General features: G+C 59.7%; 12 protein-coding genes. 1 reads left to right on the forward strand and 11 read right to left on the reverse strand.

The window, feature by feature from the left end; translation table 11 throughout:
• Positions 1-245 precede the first annotated feature (245 nt).
• A complete protein-coding gene (locus AC1DM5_RS34790; protein ID WP_477976794.1) occupies positions 246-1,601 on the forward strand; it encodes an LLM class flavin-dependent oxidoreductase in 1,356 nt (451 codons plus the stop codon).
• 3 nt (positions 1,602-1,604) lie between these two features.
• Here the strand turns inward: AC1DM5_RS34790 and AC1DM5_RS34795 are convergent, their stop codons facing one another.
• From AC1DM5_RS34795 to AC1DM5_RS34845, 11 genes are all read right to left on the reverse strand, one after another.
• Entirely contained in the window at positions 1,605-2,258 is a 654-nt protein-coding gene (locus tag AC1DM5_RS34795) for a methionine ABC transporter permease (RefSeq protein WP_037098446.1), read from the reverse strand.
• On the reverse strand, positions 2,239-3,321 hold the full coding sequence (locus AC1DM5_RS34800; protein ID WP_477976796.1) for a methionine ABC transporter ATP-binding protein: 1,083 nt from the start codon (positions 3,319-3,321) through the stop codon (positions 2,239-2,241). Before AC1DM5_RS34800 ends, AC1DM5_RS34795 begins: the two co-directional genes overlap by 20 nt.
• An 85-nt stretch (positions 3,322-3,406) precedes the next feature.
• Positions 3,407-4,243, reverse strand: a complete 837-nt coding sequence (locus tag AC1DM5_RS34805) for a MetQ/NlpA family lipoprotein (RefSeq protein WP_477819587.1) — start codon at positions 4,241-4,243, stop codon at positions 3,407-3,409.
• A gap of 240 nt (positions 4,244-4,483) precedes the next feature.
• On the reverse strand, positions 4,484-5,044 hold the full coding sequence (msuE, locus tag AC1DM5_RS34810; protein ID WP_477819586.1) for an FMN reductase: 561 nt from the start codon (positions 5,042-5,044) through the stop codon (positions 4,484-4,486).
• Positions 5,045-5,251: 207 nt separating this feature from the next.
• Entirely contained in the window at positions 5,252-6,454 is a 1,203-nt protein-coding gene (locus tag AC1DM5_RS34815; RefSeq protein ID WP_477819585.1) for an MFS transporter, read from the reverse strand.
• 301 nt (positions 6,455-6,755) lie between these two features.
• A complete protein-coding gene (gene panB, locus AC1DM5_RS34820) occupies positions 6,756-7,577 on the reverse strand; it encodes a 3-methyl-2-oxobutanoate hydroxymethyltransferase (RefSeq protein WP_477819584.1) in 822 nt (273 codons plus the stop codon).
• The gene (gene panC / locus AC1DM5_RS34825; protein ID WP_477819583.1) at positions 7,574-8,449 is read right to left on the reverse strand and encodes a pantoate--beta-alanine ligase; all 876 of its coding nucleotides are present in this window, start codon (positions 8,447-8,449) and stop codon (positions 7,574-7,576) included. The genes panB and panC overlap by 4 nt, the downstream gene beginning before the upstream one ends.
• Positions 8,450-8,737: 288 nt before the next feature.
• Complete coding sequence (locus AC1DM5_RS34830) at positions 8,738-9,331, reverse strand: transglutaminase-like cysteine peptidase (protein ID WP_477819582.1); 594 nt, start codon at positions 9,329-9,331, stop codon at positions 8,738-8,740.
• A 675-nt stretch (positions 9,332-10,006) separates the two neighbouring features.
• Complete coding sequence (locus AC1DM5_RS34835) at positions 10,007-10,603, reverse strand: DsbA family protein (RefSeq protein ID WP_477819581.1); 597 nt, start codon at positions 10,601-10,603, stop codon at positions 10,007-10,009.
• 38 nt (positions 10,604-10,641) lie between these two features.
• Positions 10,642-11,679 (reverse strand): LLM class flavin-dependent oxidoreductase, encoded by a 1,038-nt coding sequence (locus AC1DM5_RS34840; protein WP_477819580.1) that lies wholly within the window; start codon positions 11,677-11,679, stop codon positions 10,642-10,644.
• 11 nt (positions 11,680-11,690) lie between these two features.
• Positions 11,691-12,629: an ABC transporter substrate-binding protein gene (locus AC1DM5_RS34845; RefSeq protein WP_477976798.1), complete on the reverse strand. Its 939-nt coding sequence runs from the start codon at positions 12,627-12,629 to the stop codon at positions 11,691-11,693.
• Between the last annotated feature and the right edge of the window lie 16 nt (positions 12,630-12,645).

A 12,645-nucleotide genomic window follows, 5' to 3' on the forward strand; every position in this document is an offset into this window, starting at 1 on the left:
GCAGCGGCCGTACCCAGAAGGTTGCGTCGGTTGATTTTCATATCCCTCTCCCGCAATGTTCAAAATCATTCCACCCCGGAATGTGGTTAGATCATTGTAAAATTCATAGATTTTATAGAGATAGAAAATTCCCGGAATCGGGCATGCGAGATAATTTGCTTCTAAATAGTGAGTGAGAACCGGTGGTTTCCCGATCTGCCCGATAATTCCACCAAATGACCGACTGACATCTCAGGACAGTATTGATGAAGAAAATGCAGATCTACGCCTTCGACATGAACTGCGTCGGACACATAAATCACGGCATGTGGGCGCATCCCCGGGATCGTTCGGTCAACTATACCGATCTCGATTACTGGGCGGATTTTGCGCGCACGGCCGAACGCGGCAAGCTGGACGGCATTTTTCTGGCGGATATTGTCGGTGTCTACGATGTCTATAAGGGTAGCCCGGCCCCTGTTATTGAGACGGGCGCACAAATCCCGGTCAACGATCCGCTGATGCCGATTTCGGCCATGGCTTACGTCACGCAGCATCTAGGCTTCGGCGTCACGGTCAACACCACCTATGAGCCGCCTTTCCTGCTGGCGCGGCGCATGTCTACGCTCGATCATCTGACCAAAGGGCGCATCGGCTGGAACATCGTGACGGGCTATCTCGACAGTGCCGCCCGCAGCATGGGTTTCGACAAGCTGCCGGAACACGACGCGCGCTACGACGCGGCCGAGGAATATCTCGAAATCCTCTACAAGCTCTGGGAAGGCAGCTGGGATGATGATGCCGTGCTGCGCGACCGCCAACGCGGCATCTTCGCCGATGCCTCAAAAGTGCGCGCTGTCAGCCATCAGGGTCAATATTACAAGATGGAGGGCATCCATCTCGCGGAACCTTCGCCGCAGCGTACGCCCCTGCTCTTCCAGGCCGGCGCATCCGCGCGCGGACAGGATTTCGCCGCCCGCCATGCCGAATGCGTCTTCATTGCCGGTCCGACGCCGCAATCGGCACGCCCGACCATTGACGCGCTTCGCGCCAAGACACTGGCGAATGGCCGCGGCGCGGATGCGATCAAGATCCTGAGTCTGATCACCGTCGTCGTCGGCAAGACCGAAGCCGAAGCGCACGAGAAACTCGAGGACTATCGCCGCCATGCGAGCGTCGAGGCGTCAATGGCGCATTACTCTGCCTCTGTCGGCGTCGATTTCTCCAAATACGGCCTTGATGACGTGATCGACCAGAACTCGACCAATGCCAATCAATCCGCCCTTGCAGCGATCACCAAGCAGGCATCAAAGCCGGTGACGAAGCGGCAGATCGTCGACCAGATGGTGCTCGGCAGCCGCATGAAGCCGATCGTCGGATCGCCGGAACAAATTGCCGATACCCTGCAGCGCTGGATCGAGGAAGGTGGCATCGACGGCTTCAATCTGGCGCGCACTGTGGCGCCGGAAAGCCTTAACGATTTCGTCGATCTCGTCGTGCCTGTGCTGCAGGAGCGCGGGCTGTTCAAGGCCGATTATGCGGAAGGACCGATGCGCCAGAAGCTGTTCGGCGGGAACGGCCGGTTGCCGGCCAGCCACCCCGCCGCACAGTTCAGGCGATAGTTTCTAGCGATGATCCATGCGGGCGACCAGCCGGTCGCCCAGCCATTGGATGCCGCACACGAGAACAATCAGCACGACGACGACCGCGATCATTACATTGGTCTCGAAACGCTGGTAGCCATAGCGGATGGCGAGATCGCCGAGACCGCCGGCACCGATGGCGCCGGCCATCGCCGAAGCGCCGATCAGCGTCACCAGCGTGACGGTAAAGCCGGCGACGATGCCCGGCAGGGCTTCGGGCACGAGAACCTCGCGAATGATCGTCCAGCGATTGCCGCCCATGGCGCGCACCGCGTCGATCAGGCCGCGATCGACCTCACGCAGTGAGACTTCCGCGATGCGGGCATAGTAGGGAGTGGCCGCGATTGCGAGCGGAACGATGGCCGCCCAGGTGCCAATCGCCGTGCCGACGATAAGGCGCGTCAGCGGGATCAGTGCCACCAACAGGATGATGAAAGGCACGGAACGGAAGCCGTTGATGACGGCGCCGAGAATGCGGTTGATCCAGAGATTTTCGGCAATGCCGCCGCGGTTCGTCAGCACCAGCGCCAGACCGAGCGGCAAGCCTGCTACCAGCGAAATCAAGCCGGATGCTGCCGTCATCAGCACCGTCTCCCAGAGGGAGCGCAGCAGCAGATTAATCATGATCGGTGACATAACCAAGCACCTCCACCCGGGCGGACCGGGCCTTCAGAAATTGTTCGACCGTTCGGGCAAGCGCGGGGTCGCGCGCGGGAACGGCAATGAAGAACCGCGCCACGGGCTGGTTCTGGATGTGATCGATACCGCCGTGCACGAGGCGGAAGGAATGCGGCAGCGCTGCCGAGAGATCGGCAAAAAGCGCGCCTTGCGCTTCCGGTCCAGCAAGATCGACACTGAGGATAGCTTCCGTGCCGCCGGTCTGCGACAGGCGTGCAGCAATGTGTTCTGGAAGCTGCGGGCGGATGCCGCCGAGCAGGCTTTTTGTGATCACCGCCTGCGGATCGCCGAAGATCGACCAGACTTGGCCTTCTTCGACAATGCGCCCCGCATCGATGACGGCGACGCGATCGGCAATGCCGCGCACCACCTCCATCTCATGGGTGATCAGCAAAATGGTAAGACCAAGCTTACGGTTTATATCCTTCAACAGGGCGAGGATCGAACGCGTCGTTTCCGGATCGAGCGCCGAAGTCGCCTCGTCGGACAGCAGGAGGGCCGGGCGAGCGGCGAGTGCGCGGGCAATGCCGACGCGCTGTTTCTGGCCACCCGAAAGCGAGGATGGATAGGCTTTCGCCTTATCGGAAAGGCCGACGAGATCCAGCAATTCGTGTGCCCGCTTCAGCCGTTCGGCCTTGGCGATACCCTCGATCTTCAGCGGCAGAGCGACATTCTCCTCGACCGTCTTGGCCGACAAGAGATTGAAATGCTGGAAGATCATGCCGATACGGCGGCGCAGCGGCTGCAGCTCCTGCTCGGCAAGGCCGGCAATATTCCGGCCCTCGATGACGATCTCGCCACTATCGGCCCGTTCGAGGCCATTGAGGCAGCGGATCAGCGTCGATTTGCCGGCACCGCTGCGGCCAATGATGCCGAGGATTTCGCCCTTCTTCACGCTGAGCGAAACGCCGTCGAGTGCTGCCGTCGCGCCGAACTTGCGCTTGACATCCTTCAGACGCACAACCTCTTCGGCATCGGCCGGCCGCGTCTCGATGCCTGAAGCGGAGACAATTGAATTCATTCTCGTTCCTTCACAAACGCTGAAGGCGGCCCCGGCAAAAGGCCAGGGCCGCCTCGGTTGCTGACGCCCTTCTAGGGCGACGAAATCAATAGGCGCTGAGGCCCGTACCCTTGTAGACCTTATCGAATTCGGCCTTCACCGTCTCGTTCTGATAGGAGGAGACGAGCGTCTTTACCCAATCGGCATCCTTGTTCTCTTCCTTGACGGCGATGAAGTTGCGATAGGGATTGTCGGCGATCGGCTCCTGCGCGATGCGCTCCTTCGGGGACAGACCGCTCTTCAGCGCCCAGTCGGTATTGACGATGCCAGCGTCGAGGTCATCAATGGAACGGCCGACGATACCGGCGTCGAGTTCGCGGATTTCGATGTTCTTCGGGTTTTCTGAGACGTCGACAATCGTTGCCAGAATGCCCGTGCCGTCCTTCAGCTTGATCAGGCCTTCGTTCTGCAGAACGCGCAGCGCACGGCCTTCGTTGGACGGATCGTTCGGAACGCCGATCACGGCACCCTTGGGCAGCTCGGCAACGGACTTGTGCTTCTTGCTATAGAGGCCGATCGGCCAGACGCCCGTGTAGCCGACGGATACGATGTGGTAGCCGTGCTGCTTGACCTGATTATCCAGATAGGGCTGGTGCTGGAAGGCGTTCGCGTCGATTTCGCCGCGCTCCAGAGCCTCGTTCGGCTGGGTATAATCGTTGAAGGTGATCGTTTCGATCTTGAGGCCCTTCTTGGCGGCTTCGCTGGTGACGACGCGCCAGACATCCTCGTCCTCGCCGCTCATGATGCCGACCTTGATCGACTTGTCTTCCGCAAAGGAAGGAGCCGGCGCAGCAAAGGCGATGAGTGCGGCCGCAGAGGCGGCAACAGTAAGAGCCGCGCGGCGCGAAAGCGAAATGGCGCCGAAATTCTTGTTCTTGGTCATTTTTTTATCCCGTCTGACTTAATGAGGCCGAGCCCCGAGCAGGCAGATAATTGCAAATGCGCTCACTGCGAGCGAAGCACGAACATCCGATGTGCTGTCATCGCCGGAAAAACTCTTGCCGCGTCTTCGAGAGCGGCAGGATAAAATTCCATAAAATTTATGGATTAAATGCCAGCCGCAAGGCACGCTCAAAACAAACGGCGCCCGAAGGCGCCGCTGAAATCCGTCTTTGGATATTGTTTATTCCGCTGCGATCAGCCTTGAGCTTCTGCCCGGAAAGAAGGCTGCGAGTTCGCCGATCACCTCCCCGATGCGCTTGGACAGCGGTTCGGAAGAGACGCGATAGTCGGTGAAATCGCGGTCCGAGGCGTAGACAGCGGTCGGCAGCGTGTGGGCCATGAAGAAACCGAAGAGCGGGCGCAGCTGATGCTCGACCATCAGCGCATGGCGGTCGCCGCCGCCGGTCGCAGTGATGACGATCGGCTTGGCACGCAGTTCATGCGGGTCGATGAGATCGATCAGATGTTTGAAGAGACCCGGATAGCTGCCCTTGAAGGTTGGCGCACCGATGACAAGGACGTCGGCATTGGCGATGTCGGCGATGATTTCCCTGGCGCGATTGTCGAGATCGTCGCGGCGCAGCGCCTGGCCGAGCGAGGGGCCAACGTCCGTCAGGTCGTAAATCGTATTGTCGAAGCCATATTTTTCGGCGGCGAGGCCGGCGATATTCTCGACCAGCGCAAAGGTCTTCGAGGGACGATTGAAGCTGCCGGCAAGACCGACCAGTTTGGGTGCAGACATATCATTTCCTTCCACTATCGCGCCGTCGATGGCTGCATCATATGACGGATATTATCCATCAAAATAGTAGATTAAAGAAATGACGATCCGTCTTCGCCGAAGGCCGGGAAAAAAATGTTCGTTCGAACGCAACGCCGCGCCGCGCGCTTGCCCTGACGCAAAAGAGGCACCGAAACGCTTTTCGGTGCCTCTTTCTGAGTGCGAAACTTAAACCGCTCGATGCTTCGGGATGCGCGGCAGGAAGATGGTGAACAGGCCGAGCAGCGGCAGGTAGGAGCAGATGCGATATACGAAGGCAATGCCGTGCGAGTCGGCAAAACCGCCGAGCAAGGCCGCACCGAGACCGCCCGCACCGAAGGCGAAGCCGAAGAAAACGCCGGCGATCAGGCCGACGCGACCCGGCACGAGCTCCTGCGCAAAGACGACGATGGCCGAGAAGGCAGAGGCGAAGATCAGGCCGATAACGACGCTGAGCACCCCCGTCCAGAAAAGGTTCGCATAGGGCAGCAGCAGCGCGAAAGGAATCACGCCGAGGATCGAGAACCAGATGACGAAACGGGCACCAAAACGATCGCCGATCGGTCCGCCGAGGAAGGTGCCGGTAGCAACGGAACCCAAGAACAGGAAGAGCATGAGCTGCGCCTGCTGCACATCGAGCTGGAAACGGTCGATGACGTAGAAGGTGAAGTAGCTCGAGACGCTTGCCATGTAGACATTCTTCGTCGCCGTCAGCAACACGAGGATGAGCAGCGCCCAGACGACCTTGCTCTGCGGCAGCGGTAGCGTACGGCTCGGGGCCGCCTTGCTGGCGTGCTGGCGGCGGTGACTCATGTACCAGTTCCCGACCCAGCTCAGGACCACCATGCCGACCATGGCGATGCCGGAAAGCCAGGACACGCTGTGCTGACCGTTCGGCAATACAATAAAGGCGGCCAGCAGCGGGCCGATTGCCTGGCCGGCATTGCCACCCACCTGGAAGAAGGACTGCGCAAAGCCGTGGCGGCCGCCGGAAGCAAGACGCGCGACGCGCGAAGATTCCGGATGGAAGACGGCCGAGCCAAAGCCGATCAGGCTCGCGGCAACGAGCAGCAGTTCGAAGCTGCCGGCATTGCCGAGCAGGATTAGGCCGCAGAAGGTGCTCGCCATTCCGACCGGCAGCGAATAGGGCATCGGCCAACGGTCGGTGACGATGCCGACAAGCGGCTGGAGCAGCGAAGCCGTGACCTGGAAGGTCATGGTCAGGAGACCGATCTGCACGAAATCGAGGTCATAATTGGCCTTGAAGAGCGGATAGAGCGAGGCAAGCAGCGACTGCATGATGTCGTTGAGCATGTGGCAGAAGCTGACTGCCACCAGGATGGACATTGCGGTCTTTTCAAAGCGGGGAGCGCTCTCGGCAACGGATGCCATGGATCTTCCTCCTGCGCGGCCGGAACCATGCCGGTCCGTCGTCGGTTTTCGTGCGGGCTGTTCTTGAAGCGATCGGGGCTTGGGAAGTGAATTGTCAGCGGCGGTCGCTGAAAAAGCATTTATCGTATGAAGTGGAACGATTACAGCCCAGTTTTACGCGGATCGGTACGCAGTTTTTAAGATTTTTGCTCTCGATCCTGCAATTCGGCACCTCACGCGCCAATCCCGCCCTGGCGACTGCTCCAGGGGTTGTAGCCGATATGGCTTATCGCCGGGCTCTCCAACGCAATAGGCCGCGCGATCAAGACCGGCGCTTGAATGTATGTTTCTCCGTGGGGAATGCGCGGGAGCGCACCTCCTCTGCATAGGCGGCAGCCGCCGCCCCGACCCTCTTTCCAAGTTCGTCGTATCGTTTAACGAAGCGCGGCGTGAAATCGTTGAACAGTCCGAGTATGTCGTCCGAAACCAGGATCTGACCGTCACAGGCAGCCGAGGCACCGATCCCAATCGTCGGAACAGGAATTGCCGTCGTTACCTCGCGGGCAAATGTCTCGACGGTGCCCTCGATGACGACCGCAAAGGCTCCCGAGTTGCCGACCGCGTCGGCATCACGCCGGATCTTGGCAACCTCCTCGTCGGAATGTCCGACGGATCGGTAGCCGCCTGCGGTATGAACCTGCTGAGGCATGAGCCCGATATGCCCGAGGACTGGAATACCGCGCGCGGTGAGGAAGGAAATTGTCTCGGCCATCTCCTCGCCACCTTCGAGCTTGACCGCGTCGCACCCTGTTTCCTGCAGAATGCGCACGGCATTGCGATAGGCCAGCTCCTTCGACTCCTGGTAGCTGCCGAAGGGCATGTCGACGACCACGCAGGATTTAGCGACGCCACGCATCACCGCCTTGCCATGGGCGATCATCATGTCGAGCGTCACTGCGACGGTGCTCTCCATGCCGTAAAGAACCATGCCGAGCGAATCCCCAACGAGCAGGAGATCGCAGTGTTCGTCCAGCAGCCGCGCCATCGGCGTCGTGTAGGCCGTCAAACACACAATCGGCGTTCCGCCCTTCATCGCCCGGATTCGCGTTGGCGTCAGGCGTTTTGCGGAGCTGACAGCGCTCATTGTGCTTCTCCCGTTCCAGACGAACCTTTTCTCGCAATCACGCGATTATCGAGGAGCTTGGTGGTGCCAATCCGCACGAACAGTGCGACAACCACCGGGTCTTCGATTTTCGCCACATGCTTCAAGGTCGAGGCGTCCCTCACAGCGACGACTTCCGGCTTTGCCAGGGGCTCACGGCCGATGAAGCCGACTAACTTCGCTTCAAGGACCTGCGGGTCGGTGAGGCCCTGAGCGACGAGGCGCTCCGCCTCGTCCAATGCGCGCGGGATGATGACCGCTGCGCGTCGTTCCTCCTCGCTGAGATAGACGTTACGAGAAGATAGAGCGAGACCATCCGCGTCCCGGACCGTCGGCGCCGAAACGATACGCACTGGCAGAGCCAGATCGTCTGCCATCCGTTTGATGATGACGACCTGCTGGTAATCCTTCTCCCCGAAATAGGCGTTGCTTGGCTGGACAATATTGAAGAGCTTGCTGACAACAGTGGCGACACCCGCGAAATGCCCCGGTCTAACGGCGCCTTCGAGCTCGCAGCCAAGCTCCGGCACATCAACCACAGTTTTCATCGGGTGCGGGTACATATCTTCGACACCGGGCGCAAAGAGAATATCGACACCAGCCTTTTCCAGCATCGTTCTGTCGCGTTCCAGATCGCGCGGGTATCGGGTCAGGTCCTCCGTCGGCCCGAACTGGAGCGGATTGACGAAGATCGAAGCAACGACGATTTCGTTTTCAGCACGGGCTCGCGCAACAAGTTCGATGTGCCCCGCGTGAAGATAACCCATCGTCGGCACGAAACCGATGCCTCCGCCATTTGTTCTCACCGCTGCAAGCGCTGCGCGCACCGCCTCAATGCTCGATAGGACCTGCATGTGCCCTCCCTGGCCGCCTTCCTGACGTTGGGGGCGGATAGAAGATGTAAGCAGGGTCGCAGGTCAATGGATTCTTTTCAATAAGACCGATTAGATGAAGAAGCTTCCATCAGGGCGTGTTCAAATATTGCGGACCGCAACCGAAGCGGCGGATTTCTCACTGGGCAACAAGGGGCGACGGCAGAGTTGATGGTGTTTCCGCCCGCGTGGCTTCGGCGCATTTGGCCACCGATAGCAGCACTAGAGAGCGTGCCGCACAGGCGCCGAACTCGTATCATGTCTGTGCATCTAAAGTTCGTACCATATCCGCGGGTTATCGCCCGACTGGATCATCAGCCAGCGCAGATCCGTATCCTTCCAGCCCTTGATCACATTCGTGCGGTTGTCGAGCACCAGATCACCACGATCGGTCTTGACGACCAGAACCGCGTGGCCCTTGCCGGCGGGCGTCTTGGTCACGGCGATCCGCAGTGCCTTCGTCGACCAGCCCATGGCGATAAGGTGATCGCGCTTCGTCAACGCAAAATCCTCGCAATCGCCCGCCGTGACGTTCACCTGCCAGACATCGCCCTGATCGGGCCGGTCGTCGAGCGGGCGGATCGAGCGGTTGACCGAGGTGTTGACAGTGCGAAGCTGCTCGTCCGCCAGAGGGCTCAAGGAGACTTCGGAAACATCGCCGCGAGCAGTGCATTCATCGGGATCTCGAGCGCAAAACATCACATGCGCGAAAGGTGCTGTAGTCCGGCGCTTTTCTGAAATATAGCTGAATACGGGCGCCGTCTTCAGGCCACGGGCCGCACCTGCAGGCCCGTCCGCGTGAGCAGTCTGAACCGCGAAAAGAGATGCAAGCGTCACCACGATAACCAGTTCATGCTTACGCATCTTCTACCTCCGTGTGGTGGTTGATCGAACGATGATGAGGTTCGCCCAGCGGTGATGAAGCTCTTTCAGGCGCGCGTCATTCGGACGGCTGGGCGCTTGGTCGCGATCCTTTATTTCCGGGATGTTTCCGGAGACGATCACCTTTCAAATGCATACGCTGTATGCGTGTCTCACTTTGCGAGCCAGACACATCCAAGTTGTGGGCGTGTCCGGTCCTTCAGTCACAACGCAACTGGCGGCATGCGCATCGCAACCAGACGCATGCAGCCAACGGCTTGACAATTTAAACTAGTGCGGCGGACGGCCATTTCAATTGCCGTGATAGGCGCTGATTTGGAAAGACAACCACTGGGCAACAGGAGATATCGCACCACGTGCGAGCGACGGCGGACCGAGATCCAATGCCCGTCGCGGACCGGATTCTGGTCGCCCTTCAAGTCGTCGCGGCATCGACGACCGAGTGTTACCACCAAGGACGCCAAGCCTCGGTTCCGTCAGGCAGGGCGGTGTCGCTCTGACGAAGAAGCCGCCGGTGTTGTCGTCGCTGTCGGTATGCCCCTTTCGCCGTTGCAGCTCTAGTGCAGAGCAAGGCCGCCGGCATCGGCATTTGCGACGTACCGGAGGTTGCTTTGCAGCCCGCCACCGGCTTTTGGCAGAACGCGCTGCGTCAGCCCTTTACGGCTTGTCGCCATGAAGATGGCGCTCGAGGAAGGGGAGATTGTCTTGCCCCCAGTAGAGCTCATCATCATAGGCAAAAGTCGGGAAGCCGAAGACGCCTCTTTCGCGTGCATGAACGCGATCGGCTGCCCATTTTTGCTGGACATCGTCATCGGCCTGCCGTCGCAGCAAGGCCGCGCCATCGAAACCGGCAGCGTTGACGATCGCTTCGCGGATATCAGGCCTGCCGATATCTTTCGCCTCGCTCCAGAAGGCATGCTGCAGGGCGCGCGTCACGCCGATCCAATCCTGGTCATCGAGATAGGCGGCAATGACGAAGAAGGAGGCCGGTGTCGGATCACTGAGCTCGGGGCGATTTTCGAGGATGAGGGCCTTACCGCGCACACCTGCCCAGCGCTTGAGATCGCGGATCCAGTAGGCGCGGCGAATTTCCGGGCGATTGCGCGAGAAAATCCCGCCATTCTCTTCGACGACTGTCGTCAGATACGGCTTGATGGTGATGTCGTTCTTTATAGCAAGCTCGGCAAAGGCATCCAGACCGATATAGGACCAGGGCGAACTGATGGAAAAGAAGTATTCAACTGATTTCGTCACGGAGAGATTTCCTACAATTCCGGCGCCTGCCGCGCCGCTCACGACGCCGCCCGGAGGCCAGTCTTCGTGTTCCAGCCGAGTTCGGGAGCAATGTGCGTGACGAAGTCATGCAGAATCTGACGATATTCGTCATGCTCGAACTCATAGGGCAATTCCAGCCTGAGCTCGCTCACATGCGGCAAAATGGGATCGGCAAGAAGGCGCTCGAGGATCTGTTCTGACGGACCAACGAGATCACGGGCAAACAGCGTGCGTCGTTCACCCTGCGGAGACAGCGTGCGCTCATATCGTCCGGCGGCATAGTCTGAGTATCGCTGGCGAGTGGCTGCATCCGCACTGTCAACCGGTACGATGACCCGACCGAGCGCCACGCGCTGTTCCGCTCCGCCGGAAGCCCGATAGGCTTCGAGCTGACGGGACTGGGCGACGAAAAAGTCATCGGTCTCCTCGCCGGCCGTGACATTACCGATCAGCAGGTTGAAGCCGTTCCGGCCGGCCCATGAAGCCGACCGCAGCGAGCCACCGCCATACCAGATGCGATCGATCAGGCCTTTAGCGTAGGGCTGCAGTCTCGGGCGCTGGGGTCCGAAGGGCGTCTTGATGAAGGTGTTCTCGTCACCGAGATAGGTCCCCTTCAGATTGTCGGCAAAGCGCAGCACGCGCTCATGCGAGAAATCATGGTTCTGCCAGTCGCCATCGAAGGCAAGCGGACCGATGAGATCCGCATGCAGTGGACGGCCGGCGCTCAGGCCCACATTCAGTCTTCCCTTCGACAAAACGTCGACAGTCGAGAGATCTTCGGCGAGCCGATAGGGACTTTCATAACCGATTGGAATGACAGCCGTACCGAGTTCGATACGGCTGGTGCGCTGGGTGGCGGCCGCCAGGAAGGCGGTCGCCGAGGAGATACCCGGTTCCAGATGCCGCTGGCGGGCCCAGGCACTGTTGAAGCCCAGCTCTTCACCGAAGCCAAGAAGCTGCAATGTCTTTTCGAGGCCGGAGAGCGGATCGTCATCCGGGTAGTTGCCAGGTGTCAGGAAGCCGATATGGCCGATCGAAAGCGCGTTGCCGCTCATCTTGTCCTCACTCAGAATTTCGGCAGGCCGGGCGGGTTCGTCTCGGAGGCAGGCAGTGCCTCCTCCGAAAGCTGCCAGTGTGCAAGGATTTTTGCATAGGTTCCATCCTTGATCAGACCATTGGTGGCGAGCGTCAGCGTATCGGCAATGCCGCTTCCCTTGCGGGTGGTGATCGCAACATCGGAGCGATCGGGCCAGCCGGCGCTCAGTGTTCCGACCCGCTTGAGGTTCTTGTCGCGGGCAGCGATATAGACGAGTTGGGCATGCGGCTGGACGATGACATCGGCACGGCCTGAGCGTAGCGCCAGGAGGCTTGCTGCCTCGTCGTCATAATATTGCAATTCGAGCGGCTTGAGGCCGGCAGCGACATCCTCATCGCTCCATTTCAGCAGGATGCGCTCCTGATTGGTGCCGGCGCCGACGATGAAGCGCAGTCCCGCCGCTTCCTTCGGCTCTTTGATCGAGGTGATCGCACTGTCCGCCTTGACGAAGAAGCCGTGCAGACCTTTGCGGTAGGTGGAGAAATCGAACTTCTCCTTGCGCTGTTCGGTCACGCCGACATTGGAAATAACAGCATCATATTTGCCTGACGTCAGGCCAAGTGGCCAATCGATCCAGGCAACCGGGACGAGTTCAAGCTGCAGCCCGAGGCTTTCAGCAATGGCGTTCGCGTACTCGGGATCGGCACCGACGACCGTCTTGGCATCCGTCGCATATGTGGCAAGCGGCGGTCCGCCCGGGCTTACGGCAACTGTAAATTTGCCTGATGTGACGAACTTGAAATCCTTGGGAATGGACGCGATCGCCGCCTCGTTGCGCTGAGCGTGCACGCGGTTGGGCTGCTCGGGGCTCAGGTCGAATTCATCAGCCGCAGCCATGCCTGGATAGCAGCCTGTCAGAGATGCAATGGCGGCAATCGATGCGATGCGCAGCCTGGAAAATATCGTCACGAGAGAACTCTCCATA

Source organism: Rhizobium sp. 01T437 (genome assembly GCF_056398505.1).